We start from the raw sequence: 24,508 nt of genomic DNA on the forward strand, positions 1-24,508 counted from the left end.
CACCGGGTTTTTTTATTGCCTGCTCAAAGGTGGATGAAGGTGGTGACCTCACCCGGCTGCACGCGGCATTCATCCACGGCATGGATTACCCCGGTGGTCAGGGCCGCTTCCGGACTCAGCAGCCGGGCGTTGGCCTTGAGGCAGCTGTGGATGTCCAGGGCTTCGGCGGCACCGGCGGTGCGCTCGGCGACGATGCGCGCATAGAGATCCAGGTCGTAGTCCAGGCACATGGCGTATTCGGCCATGCGTGCATGGTCCACCGAGTTGTTCAGATTCCAGTAGAAGGAGTGGTAGAGGAATTTGCTGTGACGACTGGCGGTGCGGTGCTCGCCGGCCAGGAAGAGGATGTTGCCCATGGACTCGACGGTACCCAGGTTGTGGGTATGCACCGGCAGCGGCAGGGACAGCAGGAAGTTGTACATCGTGAAGCCGTAGCTGCAATCGCCGCCCATGGTGGCGATCTTCAGCAGGATGCGCGAGGCGTCCTGCTGCACGGCCTGGGAGCACTGGGCGATCAGCTGGCCGCAGCTGGTGGAGTTGATGGGACCGGTGAAATGGATGACATGGGTGCTCATGGGGCCTACCGACGCGCCGGGGAGCCCGGCGGAGGGCGGGGCTCTATGAGAGTTGCTTCGGCGGCTTTCGGGCGGGCTTGAGCGCTGGCGTCGGCTGGCCGACGAAGCGCGTCCCGGGCGGATGGGCTGCGCCCGGGTAGAGGCGCGGTCTCAGCGCAGCAGCAACATCGGCACTTCGGTCTTGTGCAGCAGCTGGGTGGTGCGACTGCCGCGTAGGAAGCGCCAGACCGAGGAGTGGCTGTAGGCGCCCATGATCAGCAGGTCGGCCCGGCGTTCGTCGAGGTGGCGGGGGACGATGCGTTCCACGTCGCCATGGGCGACGGTGGTGTCGACCCGGCAACCGGCGCTGCGCAGCAGCAGGGCCAGGTCATCCAGGCGCTTGCGCAGGATCGGATCATCTTCGCCGACCCGCAGCAGGGTGCCGCTCATACCGGCCAGCAGCGGACTGCGCGCCAGCGCCAGGATGCCCTGGTGGGTGGCTTCCCGGCCGTCGTAGGCGATGGTGAACTGGCGCGGCGGCTTGAACGGCCCCGAGCAGATCAGGATCGGCCGGTGCACGGCGCGGACCACGGCTTCCAGCTGGCTGCCGATGCCGCTGTCCCCGGAGCGCTCGCCGCGCTTGCCGATCACGAGCAGGCGGGTGTCGGCTTCCAGGGTCTTGAGGGTATCCACCAGCCCCTCGGGGCGGCGCAGGATCTGCGGCGCCGAGGTCAGGCCCTGGTGCAGCAGGCGCTGGCGGGCGTTGAGCAGCAGCGCCTTGGCCATGCCGGCGCCGACGTCATCGTCCAGATAGACCGGGACGCCGTTGGCGACCTTCTTGCCGCTGCTGGCCGACTCCTGCACATGCAGCAGGGTGACGGGCGCATCCAGCCGTCGCGACAACCAGGCGGTGTGGTCGCAGACGCTTTCGGCGTGGGGAGATCCATCGATGCAGGCGAGCAGGGAGGCCATAACGGTATTCCTTGGCAAGACCGGGACCAGACACGATCCCTGTCAGGAGCGTAGCACCCGCCCAGCGCTGTCCAGATGACGCCTGGGTGTCATCTTCGGCTTTTGCTGGACAGGTCACGGCCGTCATCCCGGACGCCCTCACATTTCGTAGCGATCGAGTTCCCGGGTGATCAGCAGCCGCTGGATTTCACTGGAGCCTTCGTAGATCTGGGTGATGCGGATGTCGCGGTAGTACTGCTCCACCGGATAGTCCTCCAGGTAGCCATAGCCACCATGGATCTGGATGGCCTTGGAGCACACCCATTCGCCCGTCTCCGTGGCGAACAGCTTGGCCTGGGAGGCTTCGCTCAGACAGGGCTGGCCCGCCGTGCGCAGCCGCGCCGCGTGCAGGATCAGCAGCCGCGCGGCGTTAAGCCGGGTGTGCATGTCGGCCAGCATGTTGGCGATGCTCTGGTGCTGGATGATCGCCTTGTCGAACTGGATGCGTTCGCGGGCATAGCCCAGCGCCGCCTCGAAGGCCGCGCGGGCGATCCCCAGCGCCTGGGCGGCGATGCCGATACGACCGCCTTCCAAGTTGGACAGGGCGATGGCCAGGCCTTTGCCGCGCTCGCCCAGCAGGTTGGCCGCCGGGATGCGGCAGTTGTCCAGGGTGACCGCGCAGGTGTCGGAGGCGCGCAGGCCCATCTTGTGCTCGGTACGCTCGACGCGAAAGCCGGGGGTGTCGGTGGGCACCAGAAAGGCCGACAGGCCCTTCTTGCCCAGCTCCGGATCGGTCACCGCGAAGACGATGGCCAGGCCCGCGCGGCGACCGTTGCTGACGAATTGCTTGCTGCCGTTGAGCACCCAGCTGTCGCCGTCGAGTACCGCCCGCGTGCGCAGGTTGTGCGCCTCCGAGCCGGCCTGGGGTTCGGTCAGGCAGAAGCAGCCGATGACCTTGCCGGCGGCCAGGTCGGGTAGCCAGCGATCCTGCTGTGCGGCGCTGCCGTAGCGCAGCAGCGGGCCACAGCCCACCGAGCTGTGAATGCTCATCAGGGCGCCGAGGCTGCCGTCGCCGGCGGAGATCTCTTCCACCGCCAGGGCATAGGCGACGTAATCCAGGTAGGTGCCGCCCCATTGCTCGGGTACCACCATGCCCAGCAGGCCCAGTTCACCCAGCTGGGCGACCACGGCGTCGTCGATCCACTCGGCCTTTTCCCAGGCGCGGGCGTGGGGCGCGACCTCGCGGCGGGCGAAGTCACGCGCCAGGTCGCGGATCATGCGTTGTTCTTCGGTGAGTTCGATGTCGTGCATGGGAGCCTCCCTCAGGAATGGCGAAAATCGGCGAAAAAGGCGGCGACGCGGCGGGGATCCAGGTCCTGCCAGCGGGCCGGATTCCAGTGCGGCGTGCGGTCCTTGTCCACCAGCATGGCGCGCACCCCCTCGACGATCTCGCCCTTTTCGAACCAGCGGCGATCCAGGTGCAGCTCCAGGGCGAAGCACTGTTCCAGCGAAAGCCCGCTGCCCTGGCGCAGCAACTCCAGGGCGGTGGCGACCGCCAGCGGCGAACGGGCGTCCAGGGTGGCGAGGGTCTCCTGCGCCCAGTCGCGATAGGCGGGGCGCTGCTCCGCCGCTAGGCTGGCGCGCAGCTCCTCGACGGTGGCCGCCGCGAAGTGCTCGGCGATGGCCGGGCGCAGATCGGTCAGGCGCGCGGCTTCGGCCGGCGCCGCGGCGAATTCCTGCAGCAGCGCGGCCAGGTCGGTAGGGCCCTGGGCGGTGGCCGCCTCCAGGCGCTGCAGCAGATCGTCATTGGCCGCTTCGGCAATGAAGACATCGGCCAGGCCCGCGGCCAGGGCATCGGCCGGGCCGATCTGCACGCCGGTCAGGCCCAGATAGAGGCCCAGGTGGTCGGGCAGGCGGGGCAGGAAGTGGCTGGCGCCGACATCGGGGAAATAGCCGATGGCGGTTTCCGGCATGGCCATGCGGGTGCGCTCGCTGACGATCCGCAGCCGCGCCGCCTGCACCAGGCCCATGCCGCCGCCCAGCACCAGCCCCTGGGCCAGGGCCAGCACCGGCTTGGGATAGCGGTGCAGCGCCAGGTCGAGGGCGTATTCCTCGGTGAAGAAGGTCAGGTGCAGGTCGTCGCCGCGCTGGTAGCTGTCGTACAGCGCTCGCACATCGCCGCCGGCGCAGAAGGCCTTCGGCCCGTTGCCGCGGAGCACGATCACCCGCACGCCGGGGTCCTGCTCCCAGTCGCGCAGCGCCCCGTGCAGGGCGCGCACCATGTCCAGATCCAGGGCATTGAGCCCGGCCGGGCGATCGAGGGTCAGGTAGCCGACCCCGCCACGTCTTTCCAGCAGTACCTTGGCCTCGCTCATGCACCGTCCTCGTCCAGGTAGTCCTGGATGATGGCCGAGAAATCCAGGCCGCCGCCACCCGCGCGGCTGAATCTCTGGTAGAGCTGCTGCGCCACCGCGCCGAGGATCACCGGCTGGCGCACGGCGCGCGCCGCCTCGGTGGCCAGGCCCAGGTCCTTGAGCATGAGCTCGGCGGCGAAGCCGCCCTGGTAGCCGCGTGAGGCGGGCGCCTGGGGCAGCACGTCCGGATAGGGGTTGTTGACCTCCGAACTCCAGCAGCGCCCGCTGCTGGTATTGATCACCCCGGCCAGGGTCTTGGCGTCCATGCCCAGGCGGGTGCCCAGGGCCATGGCCTCGGCCACTCCGATCATGGAGATGCCCAGCAGCAGGTTGTTGGCCACCTTGGCCACCTGGCCGTTGCCGCTGGCGCCGCAGTGCACCAGGTTGCGGCCCATGGCGGCCAGCAGCGGCTGGGCGTGCTGGAAGCCGGCTTCGCTGCCGCCGACCATGAAGGTGAGGGTGCCGGCCGCCGCGCCGCCGGTGCCGCCTGAGACCGGGGCGTCCAGCAATTCCAGACCGCGTTCGGCGGCGGCGCTGGCCACCGCCCGGGCGCTGAGCGGATCTATGGTGGAGGAATCGATCAGCAGGGTGCCCGGCCGGGCCCGAGCGATCAGTCCATCTTCGCCCAGATAGACCGTCTTCACATGGGCGGCCGCGGGCAGCATGGTGATGATCACTTCCGCGCCACTCTCCGCCACGGCGGTGGGCGAGGCGGCGACCTCGGCCCCTTCGGCGCGCAGCGCGTCCAGGGCGGCGGTGGAGAGGTCATAGACGGTCAGCTGATGGCCGGCCTTGAGCAGGTTGCGGGCCATGGGCGCGCCCATGTTGCCCAGTCCCAGAAATCCCAGATGCATGCTGGCGTCTCCCTTACTTGAGGGTGATGGTGGTGTTGACGACTCCGGCGCTGCCGACGTCCTGCTCGTCGGGCCAGCGCGTGGTGATGGTCTTGGTCTGGGTATAGAAGAGCACCGCCTGCTTGCCATAGGGCCCCAGGTCGCCCAGCTTGGAGGCGCGCGAACCGCTGAAGGAGAACAGCGGCACCGGCACCGGGATGGGCACGTTGATGCCGACCTGGCCGACGTCGATGTCTTCCTGGAAGCGCCGCGCCGCGGCGCCGGAGCGGGTGAAGAGGGCGACGCCGTTGCCATTGGGGTTGGCGTTGATCAGGGCAATGGCCTCGTCGAGGGTGGCCGCGTGCATCACGCAGAGCACCGGCCCGAACAGTTCTTCGCGGTACAGGGTCATGTCGGTGGTCACCCCGGAGAACAGCGTCGGGCCGACGAAGTTGCCCTTCTCGTAGCGCTCGACCTGGATGTTGCGGCCATCCAGATCCAGGGTCGCGCCTTCGCTCACGCCGCACTCGATCAGGCCGCTGACCCGATCCAGCGCCTGGCAGGAGATCAGCGGACCGACGTCGGTGCCATGCTCGTGACCCGCCCCTACCTTGAGGCTGCGCGCCTTGGCCACCAGGTCCGGCACCCAGCTGTTGGCTTCGCCCACCAGCACCACCACCGAGACCGCCATGCAGCGCTGACCGGCCGCGCCGAAGGCGGCGCCCACCAGGTTGGCCAGGGTCTGCTCGCGGGGCGCGTCGGGCATCACTACCGCGTGATTCTTGGCGCCCATCATGCACTGGACCCGCTTGCCGGCTTCGCTGGCGCGGCGATAGACGTGGGTGCCGACACGGGTGGAGCCGACAAAGGACAGCGCCTTGATGTCCGGGTGATCGCAGAGGGCGTCCACCACCGCCGGTCCGCCATGGACCACGTTGAGCACCCCGGGCGGCACCCCTGCTTCCAGCGCCAATTCGGCCAGGCGCATGGTCACCAGCGGATCCTGCTCCGACGGCTTGAGGACAAAGGTGTTGCCGCAGGCGATGGCCATGGGAAACATCCACAGCGGAATCATCGCCGGGAAGTTGAAGGGGGTGATGCCGGCGCAGACGCCCAGGGGTTGCAGCAGGGTGTAGGTGTCCACCCCGCTGGCGACATTATTGGCCAGTTCGCCCAGTTGCAGGTTGCCGATGGCCGCGGCGTGCTCCACCACCTCCAGGCCGCGGAAGACATCGCCCTCGGCGTCGGCCAGGGTCTTGCCCTGTTCGGCGGTGAGCAGCGCGGCCAGTTCGCTCATGTGCTCGCGGATCAGCTGCTGATAGCGCAGGAAGATGCGCGCCCGGGCACCGATGGGCGTCTTGCGCCAGGTGGCGAAAGCCGCCTTGGCATTGGCCACGGCGCGCTGCACCTCCTCGGCGGTGGCGAAGGGCACCCGCGCCAGCACCTCCTGGGTCGCCGGGTTGATCACCTCGCGGCTTTCGCGGCTGGTGGAGGTGACGAACTGGCCGTCGATCAGCAGCGGCACGTCTTTGATGGCGGTCTGGGTCATGACAGGGATTCCTGAGCGGTGGCCGGGGTGGCCGAGGCAGGGTGGGCGGCGAAGTCTTCTTCGGCGTAGTCGTGAAGGTCGGGGCTGCCGCTGGCGCGGCGCTGGGCCTCGCCAAGGCGCAATTCGATGCGGCGGATCTTGCCGGACAGCGTCTTGGGCAATTCGCTGACGAATTGCAGGCGGCGCACCCGCTTGTAGGGCGACAGGCAGCCGCGGGCGAAGCCGAGCAGCTCTTGCGCGAGCATGGGCGAGGGCACGTGGCCGGCGGCCAGGATGACGAAGGCCTTGGGCACATTGAGGCGCAGGGGGTCGGGGCTGGGCACCACCGCCACCTCCATCACCGCCGGGTGCTCGATCAAGGCGCTCTCCAGTTCGAAGGGGCTGATGCGGTAGTCCGCCGACTTGAAGACGTCATCGGCGCGGCCGACGAAGGTGATGTAGCCCTCGGCGTCGCGCACCGCGGTATCGCCGGTGCGGTAATGGCCGTCGCGCATCACCTCGGCGGTCTTTTCCGGGCTGTCTTCGTAGCCCAGCATCAGCCCGGCCGGCCGTGGTTGGAGGGACAGGGCCACCTCGCCGTCGTCGCCCGGCCGGCCATCGGCATCCAGCAGCGCGATGTGACACCCGGGCAGCGGGCGCCCCATGGAGCCCGGCTTGAGCGGCTGTCCGGGGGTATTGCCCACCAGGGCGGTGGTTTCCGACTGGCCGAAGCCGTCTCTCAGGGTCAGTCCCCAGGCCACCTGCAGGCTGTCGATGATCTCGGGATTGAGCGGTTCGCCCGCGCCGACCAGTTCGCGCAGATCGAGTCGATCACGATAGGCGGCGAGATCCTCCTGGATCAGCATCCGCCACACCGTGGGCGGCGCGCAGAGGCTGGTGACCGGATAGCGCGCCAGCACCTCCAGCAGCGCCTGGGGCTTGAAGCGCGGCACGTCATGGATGAACACGCAGGCGCCGGCGTTCCAGGGCGCGAAGACGCAACTCCAGGCATGCTTGGCCCAGCCGGGGGAAGAGATGTTGAGGTGCACATCGCCGGGTTGCAGACCGATCCAGTAGAGTGTCGACAGGTGTCCGACCGGATAGCTGCTGTGGCTGTGCAGGACCAGCTTGGGTCGCGAGGTGGTCCCCGAGGTGAAATACAGCAGTAGCGGATCCGTGGCGAGGGTCGGGCCGTCCGGCAGGAAGTCGCTGGCACAGGCGGCCGGCGCATAGGGTTGCCAGCCGGGCACTGGCGTTCCGACGCAGATGCGGGTGAGGCCGGCATCCAGACTGGCGCAGCGTTCCGTGTGGGCGCTGCCCACCACCAGGTGGGCGATCCGCCCGCGCTGCACCCGATCCTGCAGATCGGCATCGCTGAGCAGGGTGGTGGCGGGCACCACCACGGCGCCCAGCTTGAAGGCGCCGAGCAGCGTCTCCCACAGCGCCACCTCGTTGCCCAGCATCACCAGGATGCGTTCGCCGCGGCGGACGCCCTGGGCGCGCAGGAAGTTGGCGGTGCGATTCGACGCCTGGCGCAACTCGGCGAAGCTGTAGCGCTCCTCCCGGCCTTCGGCGTCGAGGCGCCACAGCGCCGGACCGGCCTGTTCCTCGGCCAGGCGATCGAAATGGTCCAGCGCCCAGTTGAAGTGTTCCAGTTGCGGCCAGCGGAAATCGCGGACAGCGGTGGCGTAGTCGGTGCGATGGCGCAGCAGGAAGTTCCGCGCTTCGCGAAAGGCGTCGCCGGCCGTCATGGGCGACACCCCGCGGCCTGCAGGGGCGGGAGGGAAGGGCAGCGTCCGGCCTGGCGCCGGGATGGGGCGTGCGGGTGGGTCATGGTGGCCTGCTCTTTATTGTTGTTGGCTAGCAGAGGTTCGCGCCGTCACCGCTCGTGACGCGACCTGGTAAGCAGTATAGTTCCGGCAAAAGTCTCCTGGCTTCCGACAAAAACGCCCGACCGATATGCAAAAATCCAATAACCCGGCTGCGCGTCTCGACTGGGACGATCTCAGATTCTTCCTCGAAGTGGCGCGCACCCAGAAGGCCAGCGCGGCCGCCCGGCGGCTGGGGGTCGACTACACCACCGTGTCGCGACGCATCGCCGCCCTGGAAAAGGCGCTGGGCGCGCTGCTGTTCGAGAAGTCGCGCAGCACCGGCTTCAGCCTCACCATGGAAGGCCAGCGCCTGCTGGTGCACGCGGAAACCCTGGAAAGCACCCTGCAGACCGCCTGCGAGCAGATCTCCGATACCCGGCTGGCGCCTTCCGGCCAGGTGCGCATCGGCGCCACCGAAGGCTTCGGCAGCTACTTCGTCGCGCCCCAGCTGAGTTTCTTCCAGGATCGCTATCCGGGCATCACCCTGGAGGTGCTGCCGGTGCCGCACTTCGTCAATCTCTCGCGCCGCGAAGCCGACATCGCCATCACCCTGGAGCGGCCCGAGCGCGGGCCCTATGTCTGTCGCAAGCTATGCGACTACCGCCTGCGGCTCTATGCCACCGCCGACTACCTGGCCAGCCATCCGCCCATCGCGCAGCTGGCCGATCTGCAGCGCCACAGATTCATTACCTATGTCGACGATCTCGCCTTCAGCCCCGAGCTGCTCTATCTGGAGCGGATCCTGCCCGAGGCCAGCAGCGGCCTGCGCAGCACCAGCGTGATCGCCCAGTACCAGGCGGCCCTGTGCGGGCACGCCCTGGCCATCCTGCCGTGCTTTGTCGCCGAGCCCGATCCGCGGCTGGTGGCGCTGCTGCCGGAGCAGATCCAGATCACCCGGCAATTCTGGCTCTATTACCGCGAAGACCTGCGCCGCCTGCGGCGCATCACCCTGGTGACCGACTACCTGCGCGCCTGCACCGACGCCAATCGCGACTTCCTGCTGGGTGAAACCCGCATGCCAGTGCTGGGCTGGCCGACGCCCTGAAGCCCGTTGCCGATCGGTGCGGCACCCCGGGACCCGGCTGGGGTCTCAGAGCTGTCGGTCGTCCGTCGACGGCCTCCAGTGAACAGATGGGAACGGCAATGGAACGATATCAGGCATTGAGTCAGGCGCTGAGCAAGGCGGCCGAGCGGGAAGAAGCCTATTGGCAGGGACTGGAGCGCCGCCTGCATGAATTGCCGGACTGCTTCACCCGCTACCTGGGCCTCACCCCGGCCGATCAGGTGGATGCCGGGCTGGGCCTGGAAAAGCGCGTGGATGGCAATATCGTGCGCGAACTGGAGGTCTATGCCCGCTATGACCTCACGGTGATCGTCGATGACCTCGCCGGCACGCCCCAGACCTTCGCCATCGGCCTGTCCTTCTTCTATACCAACGACCACTTCGTGCTGAAGGAGCGCGAGGGCGAATTCTCCGTCGCCCTTGAACCCCAGGACGATCCCGACCGCTTCTGGGCCGAAGGCTGCCGCGAGATCTACGACTCCCTGGCGCGCCGCATCCGCGGCAAGACCTTGCCGGTCATCGAGTAGCCTGCGGTCCGCATCCGTCAGACCGGCGTGACCAGACGGCCCTCGGCGAAATAGCGCGCCACGTTGGCCAGCACCAGGTCGGCCATGGCCTGGCGGGTCTCGTGGGTGCCGCTGCCGAGGTGCGGGGTGAGCACCACGTTGTCCAGCGCCAGCAGTGCCGCGGGCACCTCGGGCTCCTCGGCGAAGACATCCAGGCCGGCGCCACCCAGGCTGCCGGCCTGCAAGGCGGCCACCAGGGCGAGCTCGTCGACCACGCTGCCGCGGGCGATATTGATGAGATAGCCGTGCGGTCCCAGGGCGGCGAGGATCCGGGCGTCGACCAGCTTGTCGGTGGCCGGTCCGCCGGGCAGCGACAGGACGAGGAAATCCGCCGCCTCCGCCAAGTCTTCCAGCTCGGCGTGATAACGATAGGGGACGTCCGGCTGCGGTTGGCGTCCGTGATAGGCCACCTCCATGCCGAAAGCTTCTGCCCGCCGGGCGATGCTCTTGCCGATGTTGCCCAGGCCGACGATGCCGCAGGTCTTGCCGGCCAGGCGCGAGGTCAACGGAAACTTGCCCTGTCGCCAATCGCCGCGGCGCACGAAACGATCCGCGGCGCTGATGCCCCGTGCCACGTCGATCAGCAGGGCGAAGGCGGTGTCGGCGACGCAGTCGTCCAGCACGCCAGGCGTGTTGCTCACCACCACGCCCAGATCCCGTGCCGCGGCGATGTCGATGCTGTCGTAGCCCACCCCGAAGCTGAACACCGCCTGCAGGCCGGGCAGGGCGCTCATCAACTCGCGTGTCGCACCGTGCACGCCGGAGGTGACCAGGGCCACCACGTCCCGGCCACGCGCGGCGAGCAGGGCGGCCTGATCGGGTGCTTCCCAGAGCCGCAGCACCTCATGGCGTGCATTCAGGGCGTCCTGCAGGGCAGGCAACAGCGGACCTACCTGCAGCAGCAGCGGACGTTCGTTCTGTTCAGGCATCTCTAGACTCCTTGAAGAGGCAGGGGCGGCGAATCCGCCCCTGGAGGGGAAGACCTAGCCCAGCAGCTGCAGGCCGAGCTGGATCGCGACCCAGATCGCCAGCAGGGTGGCAAAGCCCAGCGCCAGGTTTTCGAACCAGTTGTTGCGGTACTTGTCGCCCAGCAGCGACTTCTGGTTGGACATGATCAGCAGACCCAGGGAGATCACCGGCAGGCCGACGATGTTGAGGGCATTCACGCCGATGGTCAGGGTCACGAAGTCGGGCATGCCCGGCAGCGACCACACCAGCGGCGTCACCAGGATGAAGAGCAGGAACCACTTGTGCGCCGGGTCCTTGTGAAAGGTCTTGCCATAGCGTTCGCGGCGCTCCGGACGGATGTGTTGCAGGGCGTCGGTGATCAGCATGGGAAAGGCGGTGGTCTTGCCCACCACGCTGGCGAACAGGGTGGCGAAGACCCCGGTGAAGAAGATCACCCAGCCGCCGGCGCCAAAGAACAGCTCCAGGGCCGCGCCCAGGTCGCTCAGGGTGTTCACCTGCAACCCATTGGGTCTGAGGATCTCCACCCCGACCACCCAGATCGCCAGGTTGATGACGATGCCGACCACCACCGCGAAGAGCAGGTCGTTGCGCTGGATGCGCTTGTGTTCCGGGCCGGTCCAGCCCTTTTCCTTCATCACATAGGGATGCACGAAGTTGGCGATGGAGCCGGCCACGGCGCCGATCACCGACACGGCGACCAGCAGGGCACCGTGCACGCCTTCGTCTGGCGGGATGCTGAAGCCGATGGTGCCGCGCAGGATGCCGCCCAGGTCCGGACCCGACATCACCGCCAGGGTGATGAAGGCCAGCGTCATGACGGCCAGCAGCACTTTCATCACGCCCTCGATCAGCGCATAGAAATTGCGGCCCACCAGCAGCCAGACCGCGATCACCACCGCCGCCGAGCAGAGCAGCGGCTGATCGAGGTGGAGCAGGGTGGCCAGGGCCTCGCCCGCGCCCTTGAGCATATAGGCATTGGTCAAATGCCCCATGATCAGCGCATAGCCGAGCATGAACCAGGCGAACACCGGGTGCAGCTGGGCATAGCCTTCGAGGATCGACATGCCACGGTTATTGCACAGCTGGAAACGGGCGATGATGTTGACGATGAGAAAGCGCAGCAGCAGGGACACCGCCAGCACCCACATCATGGCGTAGCCGTAGTTGGCGCCCGCCACCGAGGAGGTGATGAGGTCCCCGGCGCCCAGCCAGGACAGCACCGCGATGATGCCGGGGCCCAGCAGCTTCGCCAGGCGGCGCAGGCCGGAGTCTTGCGCCTTGCTCAGGGGTGCGGATTTTTCGACGGAACCGGATCGCTCCATGGGGGCGGTTCTCCTAACGATTGTTGTTGTTGTGAATAGGGCCGGAAGCGGCCTTTTCGTTAGCTTGCCCTCTAGGGTTTAGCACTACATACGACGTCGTACAACTTTAGGCGGACGACAAAATGTTGCCTTCGTAACGCCGCGGCCGGTCCCGCTTCGGTGGCACCCGTACGCACCGCTGGATCAAGCCAGGTGACTTCGCCTGAGACTGTCTCTAGAATGGTCGCCCTTGATTCTGGGGGGTCGGAGTGCCGGCCTGTTCTTGTGCCACGAGGAATATCCATGCAAGTTTCCGTTGAAAACACCTCTGCTCTCGAGCGTCGCATGACCATTGGCGTGCCGGCCGAGCGTATTGAAACCGAAGTGAACAAGCGTCTGCAGCAGACTGCACGGCGTGCCAAGGTTCCCGGTTTCCGCCCGGGCAAGGTACCCATGAGCGTCATCCGCCAGCGCTACGAAGCCTCGGCTCGTCAGGAAGCCTTGGGTGATCTCATTCAGGAAACCTTCTACGAAGCCGTTGTCGAGCAGAAGCTCAACCCGGCCGGTGCACCCGCCGTCGAACCCAAGGTGTTTGAAAAGGGCAAGGACCTGGAATACGTCGCCACATTCGAAGTCTTCCCCGAGTTCGAAGTGAAGGGCCTGGACGGCATCGAGATCGAGCGTCAGGACTCCAGTGTCGAAGACGCCGACATCGACAAGATGCTCGACGTGCTGCGCAAGCAGGGCACCCGTTATGAAGCCGTTGACCGCGCTGCCGCCAACGACGACCAGGTCACCATCGACTTCGTCGGCACCCAGGACGGCGAAGCCTTCGCCGGCGGTTCCGCCGAAGGCACCAAGCTGGTGCTGGGTTCGGGCCGCATGATCCCCGGTTTCGAAGACGGTCTGGTCGGCGCCAAGGCCGGTGACGAGCGCGTGCTCGACCTGACCTTCCCCGAGGACTATCAGAACCTGGATCTGGCCGGCAAGGCCGCCCAGTTCAAGGTCACCGTCAAGGAAGTGGCCGCGCCCGAGCTGCCCGAGCTGAACGAAGCCTTCTTCAAGCAGTTCGGCGTGGAAGAGACCACCGTCGAAGGTTTCCGCGCCGAAGTGCGCAAGAACATGGAGCGCGAGCTGCGCCAGGCCCTCAAGACCAAGGTCAAGAACCAGGTCATGGACGGTCTGCTGGCTGCCAACCAGATCGACGTCCCGGCTGCCCTGATCAGCAACGAAGTGGATCGTCTGCGCGTCCAGGCCGTCCAGCAGTTCGGCGGCAACATCCAGCCCGAGCAACTGCCGGCCGAGCTGTTCAGCGAACAGGCCAAGCGCCGCGTGCTGCTGGGTCTGATCATCGCCGAGATGGTCAAGCAGTTCGAGCTCAAGCCCGATGACGCCCGCGTTCGCGAGCTGATCGAAGAGATGGCAGCGGCCTACCAGGAGCCCGAGCAGGTAGTGAAGTGGTACTACCAGAACGAGCAGCAGCTGAACGAAGTGCGTTCGGTTGTACTGGAAGAACAAGTCGTGGATACTGTCCTCAAGCAGGCAAAAGTCACCGACAAGCAGGTCTCCTACGAGGACGCGGTCAAACCGGCCGAGGCTCCGCAAGCAGCCTGATCTGCCTCCAGTTGCTAGTTCACATAAGCCAGCCTCGTGCTGGCTTATGTGTTTTTGACAGGTCATCCAGATAGGGAGCTAGTGCAGGACATGTCCCGCAATTCATACATGCAATCCATGCCCGATATTCAAGCCGCTGGCGGTCTGGTACCCATGGTGGTGGAGCAATCCGCCCGGGGCGAGCGCGCTTACGACATCTACTCCCGGCTGCTCAAGGAGCGGGTCATCTTCCTGGTTGGCCAGGTCGAGGACTACATGGCCAACCTGGTCGTCGCCCAGCTGCTGTTCCTGGAAGCGGAGAATCCTGACAAGGACATCCACCTCTATATCAACAGCCCGGGTGGTTCGGTGACCGCCGGCATGTCGATCTACGACACCATGCAGTTCATCAAGCCCGACGTTTCCACTATCTGCATCGGCCAGGCCTGCAGCATGGGTGCCCTGCTGCTGGCAGGCGGCGCCGCCGAGAAGCGTTTCTGCCTGCCGCACTCGCGGATGATGATTCACCAGCCACTGGGCGGTTTCCAGGGTCAGGCCTCGGACATCGAAATTCACGCCCGTGAAATTCTGACCATCCGCGAGCGTCTGAATAAGGTGCTGGCGCATCACACCGGTCAGCCGATGGACGTGATCGCCCGCGATACCGACCGTGACAACTTCATGAGTGGCCCCGAAGCCGTCGCCTACGGCCTGATCGACAAGGTCCTCGAGAAGCGCAACATCCCCGCCTGACCCCGCCTCGACCGCCTGCCCAGGCGCTGGTCGTTTGGGCAGGTAGGCTTGAAAAACCGTGCAATAGGCTCCATCTTGTTGATGTAAGCACATTCCATTGGATCGATCGAATGACAGATACGCGCAATAGCGACGATAACGGCAAGCTGCTTTACTGCTCCTTCTGCGGCAAGAGTCAGCACGAAGTACGTAAATTGATCGCTGGACCCTCCGTCTTCATCTGCGACGAATGCGTCGACCTGTGCAATGACATCATCCGCGAGGAAGTCCAGGAAGCTCAGGCCGAAAGCAATGCGCACAAGCTGCCAGCGCCGAAGGAAATCAGCGCCATCCTCGACCAGTATGTCATTGGTCAGCAGCGTGCCAAGCGGGTCCTCGCCGTTGCCGTCTACAACCATTACAAACGTCTGAATCAGCGCGAGAAGAAAGACGACGTCGAACTGGGCAAGAGCAACATCCTGCTCATCGGTCCGACCGGTTCGGGCAAGACCCTGCTGGCGGAAACGCTGGCGCGCCTGCTCAACGTACCTTTCACCATCGCCGATGCCACCACTCTGACCGAAGCCGGTTACGTGGGTGAAGACGTCGAGAACATCATTCAGAAGCTCCTGCAGAAGTGCGACTACGATGTGGAAAAGGCCCAGATGGGCATCGTCTACATCGACGAGATCGACAAGATCTCGCGCAAGTCCGACAACCCCTCTATTACCCGTGACGTCTCGGGCGAGGGCGTGCAGCAGGCGCTGCTGAAGCTGATCGAAGGTACCGTGGCGTCGGTTCCGCCCCAGGGTGGCCGCAAGCATCCCCAGCAGGAATTCCTGCAGGTCGATACCCGCAACATCCTGTTCATCTGCGGCGGCGCCTTCGCCGGCCTGGAAAAGGTCATTCAGAACCGTTCCACCAAGGGTGGCGGCATCGGCTTCAATGCCGAGGTGCGCAGCCAGGAACTGGGCAAGAAGATCGGCGAATCCCTGCGTGACGCCGAGCCCGAGGATCTGGTCAAGTTCGGTCTGATTCCCGAATTCGTCGGTCGTCTGCCGGTCATCGCGACCCTGGACGAGCTGGACGAGCCGGCACTCATGCAGATCCTGACCGAGCCGAAGAACGCCCTGACCAAGCAGTACGCCAAGCTGTTCGAGATGGAAGACGTGGATCTGGAATTCCGTCCCGACGCGCTCAAGGCGGTTGCCCGCAAGGCGCTGGAGCGCAAGACCGGTGCCCGGGGTCTGAGATCCATCCTCGAAGGCATCCTGCTCGAGACCATGTACGAGATTCCTTCGCAGAAGGAAGTCAGCAAGGTGGTCATCGACGAGAGCGTGATCGACGGGAGTTCCCAGCCGCTGCTCATCTACGAGAACAGCGAGCCCGCCAAGGCGGCGCCGGACGCGTGACAAAAGGGGCTTCGGCCCCTTTTTCATTTCAGCGACGGTTGTATTTTGCGGCGCTCAACCTCATGTTAGAGAAAACCGAGGCCTTAACCGCATCTGCGGCCGATTATTTGCCGAGACCCGTATCCCATGACTACGACGATAGAACTTCCCCTGCTGCCCCTACGTGACGTAGTGGTCTATCCCCACATGGTCATCCCATTGTTCGTCGGAAGGGAAAAGTCCGTCGAGGCCCTCGAGGCCGCCATGGCTGGCGACAAGCAGATCCTGCTGGTCGCGCAGAAGAATCCCGGCGATGACGATCCTGCCGCGGATGACATGTATCACATGGGTACGGTCGCCACCGTTCTCCAGCTGCTCAAATTGCCCGACGGTACCGTCAAGGTCCTGGTCGAGGGCGAGCAGCGTGGCCGTATCGAGTCCTTCGTCGAGAACCAGGCCTATGCCCGTGCCCTGGTCACCCTGATCGAGGACAGCGAAGCCCCGGATCGCGAATCCGAAGTGTTCTCGCGCAGCCTGATGAGCCAGTTCGAGCAATACGTGCAACTCGGCAAGAAGGTCCCCGCCGAGGTGCTGTCCTCGCTCAACAGCATCGAAGACCCCAGCCGCCTGGTCGATACCATGGCCGCGCACATGGCGCTGAAGATCGAGCAGAAGCAGGAGATCCTCGAGATCACCGAGCTGGGCGCCCGCGTCGAGCACGTGCTGGCCCTGCTGGATGCGGAAATCGACCTGCTGCAGGTGGAAAAGCGCATCCGCGGCCGCGTCAAGAAGCAGATGGAGCGCAGCCAGCGCGAGTACTACCTCAACGAACAGATGAAGGCCATCCAGAAGGAGCTGGGCGACATCGATGAAGGACACAATGAGGTCGATGACCTCAAGCGTCGCATCGAGGCCGCCGGTCTGCCCAAGGATGCCCTCGCCAAGGCCAATGCCGAGCTGAACAAGCTCAAGCAGATGTCGCCCATGTCGGCCGAAGCCACCGTGGTGCGCTCCTACATCGACTGGCTGGTGAACGTGCCATGGCAGGCCGAGAGCAAGGTCCGTCTGGACCTGGGTCGCGCCGAGGAAGTCCTCGACAAGGACCACTACGGTCTCGAGGAAGTGAAAGAGCGCATCCTCGAATACCTCGCCGTGCAGAAGCGCGTGAAGAAGGTGCGGGGCCCGGTGCTGTGCCTGGTCGGTCCGCCCGGCGTGGGCAAGACCTCGCTGGCCGAGTCCATCGCCCGTTCCACCGGTCGCAAGTTCGTGCGCATGGCCCTGGGTGGCGTGCGTGACGAAGCCGAGATCCGCGGTCATCGCCGCACCTACATCGGCTCCATGCCGGGTCGTCTGATCCAGAAGATGACCAAGGTCGGGGTGCGCAACCCGCTGTTCCTGCTGGATGAAATCGACAAGATGGGCAACGACATGCGTGGCGATCCCGCCTCCGCACTGCTCGAGGTCCTGGATCCGGAACAGAACCACACCTTCAACGACCATTACCTCGAGGTGGATTACGACCTCTCCGACGTGATGTTCGTCTGCACCGCCAACTCCATGAATATTCCGGCGCCGCTGCTGGACCGCATGGAAGTCATTCGGCTGCCCGGCTACACCGAGGACGAGAAGGTCAACATCGCCACCCGCTACCTGATTCCCAAGCAGGTCAAGGCCAACGGCCTGAAGAAGGGCGAGGTGGAATTCGATGAAGCGGCCCTGCGCGACATCATCCGCTATTACACCCGCGAAGCGGGCGTGCGGAGTCTGGAGCGTCAGGTGGCCAAGGTCTGCCGCAAGGTGGTCAAGCAGCACGCCCTGAGCAAGGAGCGTACCGCCAGCGTCACGGTGGACACCCTGGAGCACTGGCTGGGCGTCCGCAAGTTCCGCTACGGTCTGGCCGAGCAGCAGGATCAGATCGGTCAGGTCACCGGCCTGGCCTGGACCCAGGTAGGTGGCGAATTGCTGACCATCGAGTCCGCCGTGGTCCCCGGCAAGGGTCAGATGATCAAGACCGGTTCGCTGGGCGATGTCATGGCCGAGTCCATCACCGCGGCCCTGACCGTGGTCCGCAGCCGTGGTCGCAGCCTGGGTATCCCCAGGGACTTCCACGAGCAGCACGACATCCATATCCACGTCCCCGAAGGCGCCACGCCCAAGGACGGTCCGAGTGCCGGTATCGGCATGTGCACGGCGCTGGTGTCGGCGGCCACCCGCATTCCGGTACGCGCCGACGTGGCCATGACCGGCGAGATCACCCTGCGTGGTCAGGTGCTGGCCATCGGCGGCCTCAAGGAAAAGCTGCTCGCAGCCCACCGCGGCGGCATCCGTACCGTGATCATTCCGGAAGAAAACGTCCGGGATCTGCGGGACATTCCGGACAACATCAAGGCCGACTTGCAGATCAAGCCGGTCAAATGGATTGACGAGGTCTTGGAGGTTGCGCTGCAATACACGCCGGAGCCGCTTCCGGACGATGGTCCGGAGCTCGTCAGCAAAGACGAGAAGCGGGATCAGGAAGGCAAGGAGCGCGTCAGTACCCACTGACGGCGCCCCTGGGCTTGATGGGCGGGCCGCCAGCCGAGGTGGTTGGTGTTCCGCCGTCCTGCTGGATGCAAGGTCCTTGATCGACGAAAAGGCGCATCTCGAGATGCGCCTTTTCGCTATTTGCTATTCGACGATTTCGCCATGGCCGGTCCGGCCACAGCTCGTGGGGGGAACATGCTACAAAACATCAGGGACCGTTCGCAGGGATGGATTGCCAAAGTCATCATCGGATTCATCATCCTGCTGATGGCATTGACCGGCTTCGAAGCGATCATCCGCGCCACGGGTCACCAGGGCGCCGTCGCGCTGGTCAACGGCGACGAGATCAAGCAGACGGAGCTGGCCCAGGCCGTGGAAATGCAGCGTCGCCAGCTGCAGCAGCAACTGGGGCAGGGGTTCGATCCGTCCACCCTGGATGACCGTCTGCTGCGCGAATCCGCGCTCAAGGCACTGATCGACAAGCAACTGCTGCTGCAGAGCGCCAAGGCCGATCGCTTCGCCTTCTCCGAGCAGGCACTGGATCAGCTGATCCTCAATACCCCCGAATTCCAGACCGACGGGCGTTTCGATCCGCAGCGCTTCGATCAGGCCGTTCGCCAGATGAACTACAACCGCCTGCAATTCCGCGATCTCCTACGCGACGAGATGCTGATCGGTCAGCTGCGCGCCGGTATCGTCGGCAGCAACTTCGTCACCGATGCCGATATCGAGGCCTTCGCGGCCCTCGAGCGGCAGACCCGTGATTTCGCCCTGCGCACCGTCAAGGCCTCGCCGGCCGGCATCACGCCGACCCAGGACGAGATCCAAGCCTACTATGACAGCCACAAGAACGCCTTCATGACCCCCGAGCAGGTGGTCATCGAGTACGTCGAGCTGAAGAAGGATGCCTTCCTGGCCAAGGCCAAGGTCGACGAAAGCCGCCTGCAGGCCGCCTACAAATCCGAGATCGCCAACCTGTCGGAGCAGCGTGACGCCGCCCATATCCTCATCGAGGTCAACGACAAGCAGAACGACGAGCAGGCCAAGGCCAAGATCCAGCAGATCCAGGAACGCCTGAAAAAGGGCGAGGACTTCGCCAAGCTGGCCAAGGAGTTCTCCCAGGATCCGGGTTCGGCGGCGAATGGCGGTGACCTCGGCTTCGCCGGTCGCGGCGTCTATGATCCGGCCTTCGAAGAGGCGCTCTATGCGCTGGCACCGCAGCAGGTGTCGGCTCCGGTACGCACCAGCTTTGGCTGGCACCTGATCAAGCTGCAGGGCGTACAGGCACCGGAAGTGCCCACCCTGGCCAGCGTCCGGCCGCGTCTGGAGCAGCAGCTCAAGGCGGAAGACGCCGACCGCCTGTTCGTGGAAGCGGGCCGCAAGCTGGAAAGCTCCGCCTATGAGTCCTCCGACCTGGGCCAGCCGGCCCAGGAGCTGGGTCTGCAGGTCAAGACCAGCGCGCCCTTCGGTCGTGAAGGCGGCGAGGGGTTGACCGCCAACCGCCAGGTGATCGAGGCGGCCTTCAGCGAAGATGTCCTGCGCAACGGTGCCAACAGCACCGCGCTGCAACTGGATCCGGAGACCCTGGTGGTGATCCGTGACAAGGAGCACCGCACGCCGCAGCTGCAACCCCTGGATGCGGTCAGGAAGGAAATCGTGACCCGCCTGACCCAGGAAAAGGCCGCAGCCGTGGCCAAGCAGACGGGTGAGCAGCAGCTCAAGACCCTGCGCGACGGTGGCAAGGCCGTGGCGGGCGACTGGCGTACCGTCGAAGCCGCCACCCGCAACCAGGAGGGGATCGATCCCCAGGTGTTGCAGGCGGCCTTCCGCATGGCCAAGCCGGAAGGCGACAAGCCGTCCTATGCCGGCGTCAGCCTGCAGAACGGCGACTTCGTCCTGATCCGGCTGCAGGGCGTCGGGGTGCCCAAGGAAGCCCTGAGCGCCGAGGACAAGGCGTTGTATCGTCGCTACCTCGCCTCGCGCGCCGGCCAGGTCGATTTCGCGGCCTACCGTCGGGCCCTGGATGCCAAAGCCGAGATCAAGCATCTCTGATACGAAAAAAGCCCGGGAAACCGGGCTTTTTCTTGGGCGGTGGTAACGCGGTCCAGGCCTCTCCGGTGGCGCCCTCAGGGGAGAGCGGGGCTGCGGGCGTTACTGAACCAGTTCCTGCTCGTCGAACAGGCCATCGAAGAGCATTGTCGACAGATAGCGCTCACCGGAATCCGGCAGGATGACCACGATGGTCTTGCCCTGCATCTCCGGCGTCTCGGCCAGCCGGACCGCGGCCGCCATGGCGGCGCCGCAGGAGATGCCACAGAGAATGCCTTCCTCGCGCATCAGGCGCTGGGCCATCAACTTGGCCTGCTCATCGCTCACCTGCTCGACGCGATCGACCATGGCGAGGTCCAGGTTGCCGGGTACGAAACCGGCGCCGATGCCCTGGATCTTGTGCGGGTTGGGCTTCACCTCGGCACCGGCCAGGGTCTGGCTGATGACCGGCGAGGTTTCCGGCTCCACGGCGACCGAGAGGATCGGCTTGCCCTTGGTATTCTTGATGAAGCGCGAGATGCCGGTCAGGGTACCGCCGGTACCGACGCCGGCCACCAGCACATCGATGGCGCCATCGGTGTCGCTCCAGATCTCGGGGCCGGTGGTTTTTTCATGGATGGCCGGGTTGGCCGGGTTGTCGAATTGCTGCGGCATGAAATAGCGATCGGGCTCGCTCTCGGCGATCTCCCGCGCCTTCTCGATGGCGCCCTTCATGCCCTTGGCCGGCTCGGTCAGCACCAACTCCGCGCCCAGCGCCTTGAGCACCTTGCGCCGCTCCAAGCTCATGGAGGCCGGCATGGTCAGCACCAGGCGGTAGCCACGGGCGGCGGCGACATAGGCCAGGCCGATGCCGGTATTACCCGAGGTGGGCTCCACCAGGCTCATGCCGGGCTTGAGCAGCCCCTTGGCTTCGGCGTCCCAGATCAGGTTGGCACCGATACGGCATTTGACCGAATAGCCCGGATTGCGTCCCTCGATCTTGGCGAGCAGGGTGACGCCCTTGGGGCCGAGGCGATTGATGTAGACCAGCGGCGTGTTGCCGATGGACTGGGCGTTGTCAGCGAAGATGCGGCTCATGGCGGATCCTGTCCGGCGCGGAAAACTCGCAGCCTAGGCCTTGCGTCCGATGGCGTCCAGCCCAGGTGCGGCGTGCTATCGTCAGGCGAAACAGCTGCCGAGGATCAGTGATGGCCTTTCAGGGTACCGAGCGTTATGTGGCCACGGCCGAACTCAGTCTGGCGGTCAATGCCGCCATCCAGCTGGGGCGTCCGCTGCTGGTGAAGGGCGAGCCGGGCACCGGCAAGACGCTGCTGGCCGAGCAGGTGGCCGAGAGCCAGGGGGCGCGGCTGATCACCTGGCACGTCAAGTCCACCACCAAGGCGCAGCAAGGGCTCTATGAGTACGACGCTGTGAGTCGCCTGCGCGATTCCCAGCTGGGGGATCCCCGGGTGCAGGAGGTGGCGAACTACATCAAGCCGGGCAAGCTGTGGGACGCCTTCACCGCCGAGGATCCGGTGGTGCTGCTGATCGACGAGATCGACAAGGCCGACATCGAGTTTCCCAACGACCTGCTGCTGGAACTCGATCGCATGGAGTTCCATGTCTACGAGACCGGCGAGACCATTCGTGCCCAGCGGCGACCCGTCATCATCATCACCTCCAACAACGAAAAGGAACTGCCGGACGCCTTTCTGCGCCGCTGCTTCTTTCACTTCATCCGCTTTCCCGAGCGCGACACCCTCGAACGTATCGTTCAGGTGCACTATCCCGATCTCCAGGGGCGTCTGGTCAAGGAGGCGCTGGACCTCTTCCTCGACCTGCGCAGCGTGCCGGGGCTGAAGAAGAAGCCGTCCACCTCGGAGCTGGTGGACTGGCTGGCGCTGTTGCTGGGCGATGAAGCGGCGCAGCGGGCGCTGCACGGCGAGGGCGGTCTGCCGCCCCTGGCAGGTGCCCTGGTAAAGAACGAACAGGATCTGCAGTTGCTCGAGCGCCAGGCCTTCATGCGCCGGCGGCGGAGCTGAGCGCGGCATGTTCCTCAATTTCTTCACCCGACTCAGGGCCGCGGGCATCCCGGTGTCCCTGGGCGAACTGCTGGATCTGCACGCGGCCCTGGATGCCGGCCTGGCGGTGGCCGATCCCGAGGCCTTCTATCTGCTGGCGCGCGCCGTGCTGGTCAAGGACGAGCGTTTCTTCGACCGTTTCGACCAGGTCTATGCCGGCGAGCTGGCCAAGTCGGAGCGTACGCCGGATGCGCAGGCGATTCCCGCGGACTGGCTGCGGCTGGAGCTGCAGCGGCGGCTGTCGGAGGAGGATCGCCAGCGGCTGCAGGCACTGGGTGGCCTCGATGAGCTGCTCGAGACCCTGCGGCAGCGTCTCGCCGAACAGCGCGAGCGGCACGCCGGCGGCAACAAATGGGTCGGCACGGGCGGTACCAGTCCCTTCGGCAGCGGTGGCTACAACCCCTTCGGTGTGCGCGTGGGCGAGGCCGGTACCCGCCAGGGGCGGGCGGCCAAGGTCTGGGAGCAGCGCGACTACCGCAATCTGGATGACCGCGCGCCCCTGGACCGCCGCAACCTGCAACTGGCCCTGCGCCGGCTCAGGCGCTTCGCTCGGCAGGGCGCGGCGGCGGAATTCGATCTGGAGGGGACCGTCGCGGCCACGGCGCGCGAGGGCGGGCTGCTGGACGTGCGCTATCGCCCGGAGCGGCACAACGCGACCAAGGTCCTGTTGCTGTTCGACGTGGGCGGCTCCATGGATCTGCATGTACGCCTCTGCAGCGAGCTCTTCAGTGCCTGCCGTCTCGAGTTTCGTCACCTGGAGTACTACTACTTCCACAACTGCGTCTACGAGCGGGTCTGGCGGGACAATGCCCGACGTCACGAAGAGGGCCTGCCGACCGCTGAGTTGCTACGTCGTTACAGGGCCGACTATCGCCTGGTGATCGTTGGCGATGCCAGCATGGGACCCTACGAGATCACCCATCCAGGCGGTAGCGTCGAGCACTGGAACGAAGAGCCCGGCGCGCTCTGGATTCAGCGGCTGTGCCAGCACTTTCCCCGGGCTGCCTGGCTCAATCCCTATCCACGCGACGGCTGGGACTTCAGCACCTCCATCGGCCTGCTGCGCGAGCTGATGGGGCAGCGCATGTTCCCCCTGACCGGAGAAGGGCTGGGCGAAGCTATCCGCAGCTTGACCCGCCCATGAAAAAGCCCGGCCTTGGCCGGGTTTTTTCTATCGCTCGAACTCAGCGCTGGCCGTAACGGCGCAGGGCTTCGATGCGGTCTTCCAGCGGCGGGTGGCTCATCAGCAGACCGGCCAGGCCGTTCTTCAGCGAGCCATTGATGCCGAAGGCGTTCAGGGTGTCGGGCATCTGCACCGGGATACCCTGTTCGGCACGCAGGCGCTGCAGGGCGCCGATCATGGCATTGGGGCCGGCCAGGCGCGCACCGGCTTCATCGGCGCGGAATTCGCGTTTGCGCGAGAACCACATGACGATGATGCTGGCCAGGATGCCCAGGACCAGTTCGGCGACGATGGTGGTCACGAAGTAGGCGATACCGTGGCCTTCCTCGTTCTTGAAGATGGCCTTGTCGACGAAGTTGCCGAAGATCCGCGCGAAGAACATCACGAAGGTGTTCACCACGCCCTGGATCAGCGCCAGAGTCACCATGTCGCCGTTGGCGACGTGGCCGATCTCGTGGGCCAGCACCGCACGCACCTCTTCGGGCGAGAAACGCTCGAGCAGGCCCTGGCTGACCGCGACGAGGGCGTCGTTGCGATTCCAGCCGGTGGCGAAGGCGTTGGCCTCGTAGGCCGGGAAGATGCCGACCTCGGGGGTCTTGATGCCGGCTTCGCGAGCCAGCTCCTCGACGGTCTGCAGCAGCCACTGCTCATGGCGGGTACGCGGCTGGCTGATGACCTCGGTACGGGTGCTCATCTTCGCCATCCACTTGGAGATGAACAGCGAGACCAGCGAGCCGGCGAAACCGAACACGGCACAGAACACCAGCAGACTGCCATAGTTCTGACCGGTGTAGCGATCCACGCCAAGCACCTTCAAGGTGATGCTGGCAACGATCAGCACCGCCAGGTTGGTAGCCAGAAACAACAGAATGCGCATCATGGTGGGGTACAGCTCCTCACAGGTTTATCTGCCGGCTATATAAGGTT

Annotated in this window: 20 protein-coding genes; 9 read left to right on the forward strand and 11 right to left on the reverse strand. The window is 65.5% G+C overall.

Annotated elements, in window-relative coordinates; all coding sequences use genetic code 11:
- Positions 1-23 precede the first annotated feature (23 nt).
- The 7 genes from CFE50_RS16465 to CFE50_RS16495 form a co-directional block, all read right to left on the reverse strand.
- Positions 24-575: an ATP-dependent Clp protease proteolytic subunit gene (locus CFE50_RS16465; protein WP_007162210.1), complete on the reverse strand. Its 552-nt coding sequence runs from the start codon at positions 573-575 to the stop codon at positions 24-26.
- A gap of 150 nt (positions 576-725) precedes the next feature.
- Positions 726-1,526, reverse strand: a complete 801-nt coding sequence (locus CFE50_RS16470) for a universal stress protein (protein WP_286735027.1) — start codon at positions 1,524-1,526, stop codon at positions 726-728.
- A 138-nt stretch (positions 1,527-1,664) separates the two neighbouring features.
- Positions 1,665-2,816, reverse strand: a complete 1,152-nt coding sequence (locus tag CFE50_RS16475; RefSeq protein ID WP_007162212.1) for an acyl-CoA dehydrogenase family protein — start codon at positions 2,814-2,816, stop codon at positions 1,665-1,667.
- An 11-nt stretch (positions 2,817-2,827) separates the two neighbouring features.
- Entirely contained in the window at positions 2,828-3,880 is a 1,053-nt protein-coding gene (locus CFE50_RS16480) for an enoyl-CoA hydratase/isomerase family protein (protein WP_241809058.1), read from the reverse strand.
- Positions 3,877-4,773, reverse strand: coding sequence for a 3-hydroxyisobutyrate dehydrogenase (gene mmsB / locus CFE50_RS16485; protein WP_286735033.1), 897 nt, complete (start codon positions 4,771-4,773; stop codon positions 3,877-3,879). The genes CFE50_RS16480 and mmsB overlap by 4 nt, the downstream gene beginning before the upstream one ends.
- Positions 4,774-4,786: 13 nt before the next feature.
- Positions 4,787-6,301 (reverse strand): CoA-acylating methylmalonate-semialdehyde dehydrogenase, encoded by a 1,515-nt coding sequence (locus tag CFE50_RS16490; protein ID WP_286735035.1) that lies wholly within the window; start codon positions 6,299-6,301, stop codon positions 4,787-4,789.
- Entirely contained in the window at positions 6,298-8,031 is a 1,734-nt protein-coding gene (locus CFE50_RS16495) for an AMP-binding protein (protein ID WP_286735038.1), read from the reverse strand. The genes CFE50_RS16490 and CFE50_RS16495 overlap by 4 nt, the downstream gene beginning before the upstream one ends.
- 208 nt (positions 8,032-8,239) lie before the next feature.
- On the opposite strand from CFE50_RS16495, the gene CFE50_RS16500 reads away from it, so the two are divergent.
- Positions 8,240-9,196: a LysR family transcriptional regulator gene (locus CFE50_RS16500; protein WP_042137740.1), complete on the forward strand. Its 957-nt coding sequence runs from the start codon at positions 8,240-8,242 to the stop codon at positions 9,194-9,196.
- A gap of 98 nt (positions 9,197-9,294) precedes the next feature.
- The gene (locus tag CFE50_RS16505) at positions 9,295-9,741 is read left to right on the forward strand and encodes a hypothetical protein (RefSeq protein ID WP_286735045.1); all 447 of its coding nucleotides are present in this window, start codon (positions 9,295-9,297) and stop codon (positions 9,739-9,741) included.
- Between the two features lie 17 nt (positions 9,742-9,758).
- Here CFE50_RS16505 and CFE50_RS16510 read toward each other — a convergent pair whose 3' ends face one another.
- Positions 9,759-10,709, reverse strand: coding sequence for a 2-hydroxyacid dehydrogenase (locus CFE50_RS16510; protein ID WP_286735047.1), 951 nt, complete (start codon positions 10,707-10,709; stop codon positions 9,759-9,761).
- A gap of 54 nt (positions 10,710-10,763) precedes the next feature.
- The gene (locus CFE50_RS16515; protein ID WP_286735048.1) at positions 10,764-12,071 is read right to left on the reverse strand and encodes an Nramp family divalent metal transporter; all 1,308 of its coding nucleotides are present in this window, start codon (positions 12,069-12,071) and stop codon (positions 10,764-10,766) included.
- Between the two features lie 282 nt (positions 12,072-12,353).
- On the opposite strand from CFE50_RS16515, the gene tig reads away from it, so the two are divergent.
- The 5 genes from tig (at position 12,354) to CFE50_RS16540 (ending at position 20,341) form a co-directional block, all read left to right on the forward strand.
- On the forward strand, positions 12,354-13,664 hold the full coding sequence (gene tig, locus CFE50_RS16520) for a trigger factor (RefSeq protein ID WP_241809066.1): 1,311 nt from the start codon (positions 12,354-12,356) through the stop codon (positions 13,662-13,664).
- A 90-nt stretch (positions 13,665-13,754) separates the two neighbouring features.
- Positions 13,755-14,396 (forward strand): ATP-dependent Clp endopeptidase proteolytic subunit ClpP, encoded by a 642-nt coding sequence (gene clpP / locus CFE50_RS16525; protein ID WP_007162222.1) that lies wholly within the window; start codon positions 13,755-13,757, stop codon positions 14,394-14,396.
- 110 nt (positions 14,397-14,506) lie between these two features.
- Positions 14,507-15,787, forward strand: a complete 1,281-nt coding sequence (gene clpX, locus CFE50_RS16530) for an ATP-dependent Clp protease ATP-binding subunit ClpX (RefSeq protein WP_007162223.1) — start codon at positions 14,507-14,509, stop codon at positions 15,785-15,787.
- Positions 15,788-15,913: 126 nt separating this feature from the next.
- Entirely contained in the window at positions 15,914-18,310 is a 2,397-nt protein-coding gene (gene lon, locus CFE50_RS16535; protein WP_286735056.1) for an endopeptidase La, read from the forward strand.
- 174 nt (positions 18,311-18,484) lie between these two features.
- The gene (locus CFE50_RS16540; protein ID WP_241809069.1) at positions 18,485-20,341 is read left to right on the forward strand and encodes a SurA N-terminal domain-containing protein; all 1,857 of its coding nucleotides are present in this window, start codon (positions 18,485-18,487) and stop codon (positions 20,339-20,341) included.
- Positions 20,342-20,440: 99 nt separating this feature from the next.
- On the opposite strand, the gene cysK is transcribed toward CFE50_RS16540, so the two are convergent.
- Positions 20,441-21,415, reverse strand: a complete 975-nt coding sequence (gene cysK / locus CFE50_RS16545; RefSeq protein WP_286735057.1) for a cysteine synthase A — start codon at positions 21,413-21,415, stop codon at positions 20,441-20,443.
- Between the two features lie 110 nt (positions 21,416-21,525).
- On the opposite strand from cysK, the gene CFE50_RS16550 reads away from it, so the two are divergent.
- Both CFE50_RS16550 and CFE50_RS16555 read left to right on the forward strand, forming a co-directional pair.
- Complete coding sequence (locus tag CFE50_RS16550) at positions 21,526-22,359, forward strand: AAA family ATPase (RefSeq protein WP_027597705.1); 834 nt, start codon at positions 21,526-21,528, stop codon at positions 22,357-22,359.
- Positions 22,360-22,366: 7 nt separating this feature from the next.
- On the forward strand, positions 22,367-23,542 hold the full coding sequence (locus CFE50_RS16555) for a vWA domain-containing protein (protein WP_286735060.1): 1,176 nt from the start codon (positions 22,367-22,369) through the stop codon (positions 23,540-23,542).
- A 40-nt stretch (positions 23,543-23,582) separates the two neighbouring features.
- Here the strand turns inward: CFE50_RS16555 and htpX are convergent, their stop codons facing one another.
- The gene (htpX, locus tag CFE50_RS16560; protein WP_007162229.1) at positions 23,583-24,461 is read right to left on the reverse strand and encodes a protease HtpX; all 879 of its coding nucleotides are present in this window, start codon (positions 24,459-24,461) and stop codon (positions 23,583-23,585) included.
- Positions 24,462-24,508: the final 47 nt, after the last annotated feature.

The sequence above is a fragment of the Pseudomonas sp. PGPPP4 genome, assembly GCF_002256045.1.
Lineage (GTDB): Bacteria > Pseudomonadota > Gammaproteobacteria > Pseudomonadales > Pseudomonadaceae > Chryseomonas > Chryseomonas oryzihabitans.

Excerpts from the sequence above, each read along its gene's own strand:
- cysK (WP_286735057.1), bottom strand. The coding sequence starts at position 21,415 with ATGAGCCGCATCTTCGCTGACAACGCCCAGTCCATCGGCAACACGCCG.
- CFE50_RS16475 (WP_007162212.1), bottom strand. The coding sequence starts at position 2,816 with ATGCACGACATCGAACTCACCGAAGAACAACGCATGATCCGCGACCTG.
- CFE50_RS16500 (WP_042137740.1), top strand. The coding sequence starts at position 8,240 with ATGCAAAAATCCAATAACCCGGCTGCGCGTCTCGACTGGGACGATCTC.
- mmsB (WP_286735033.1), bottom strand. The coding sequence starts at position 4,773 with ATGCATCTGGGATTTCTGGGACTGGGCAACATGGGCGCGCCCATGGCC.
- CFE50_RS16515 (WP_286735048.1), bottom strand. The coding sequence starts at position 12,071 with ATGGAGCGATCCGGTTCCGTCGAAAAATCCGCACCCCTGAGCAAGGCG.
- CFE50_RS16465 (WP_007162210.1), bottom strand. The coding sequence starts at position 575 with ATGAGCACCCATGTCATCCATTTCACCGGTCCCATCAACTCCACCAGC.
- CFE50_RS16555 (WP_286735060.1), top strand. The coding sequence starts at position 22,367 with ATGTTCCTCAATTTCTTCACCCGACTCAGGGCCGCGGGCATCCCGGTG.
- CFE50_RS16495 (WP_286735038.1), bottom strand. The coding sequence starts at position 8,031 with ATGACGGCCGGCGACGCCTTTCGCGAAGCGCGGAACTTCCTGCTGCGC.
- CFE50_RS16505 (WP_286735045.1), top strand. The coding sequence starts at position 9,295 with ATGGAACGATATCAGGCATTGAGTCAGGCGCTGAGCAAGGCGGCCGAG.
- CFE50_RS16550 (WP_027597705.1), top strand. The coding sequence starts at position 21,526 with ATGGCCTTTCAGGGTACCGAGCGTTATGTGGCCACGGCCGAACTCAGT.
- tig (WP_241809066.1), top strand. The coding sequence starts at position 12,354 with ATGCAAGTTTCCGTTGAAAACACCTCTGCTCTCGAGCGTCGCATGACC.
- CFE50_RS16510 (WP_286735047.1), bottom strand. The coding sequence starts at position 10,709 with ATGCCTGAACAGAACGAACGTCCGCTGCTGCTGCAGGTAGGTCCGCTG.
- clpX (WP_007162223.1), top strand. The coding sequence starts at position 14,507 with ATGACAGATACGCGCAATAGCGACGATAACGGCAAGCTGCTTTACTGC.
- htpX (WP_007162229.1), bottom strand. The coding sequence starts at position 24,461 with ATGATGCGCATTCTGTTGTTTCTGGCTACCAACCTGGCGGTGCTGATC.
- CFE50_RS16480 (WP_241809058.1), bottom strand. The coding sequence starts at position 3,880 with ATGAGCGAGGCCAAGGTACTGCTGGAAAGACGTGGCGGGGTCGGCTAC.
- clpP (WP_007162222.1), top strand. The coding sequence starts at position 13,755 with ATGTCCCGCAATTCATACATGCAATCCATGCCCGATATTCAAGCCGCT.
- CFE50_RS16490 (WP_286735035.1), bottom strand. The coding sequence starts at position 6,301 with ATGACCCAGACCGCCATCAAAGACGTGCCGCTGCTGATCGACGGCCAG.
- CFE50_RS16470 (WP_286735027.1), bottom strand. The coding sequence starts at position 1,526 with ATGGCCTCCCTGCTCGCCTGCATCGATGGATCTCCCCACGCCGAAAGC.
- lon (WP_286735056.1), top strand. The coding sequence starts at position 15,914 with ATGACTACGACGATAGAACTTCCCCTGCTGCCCCTACGTGACGTAGTG.
- CFE50_RS16540 (WP_241809069.1), top strand. The coding sequence starts at position 18,485 with ATGCTACAAAACATCAGGGACCGTTCGCAGGGATGGATTGCCAAAGTC.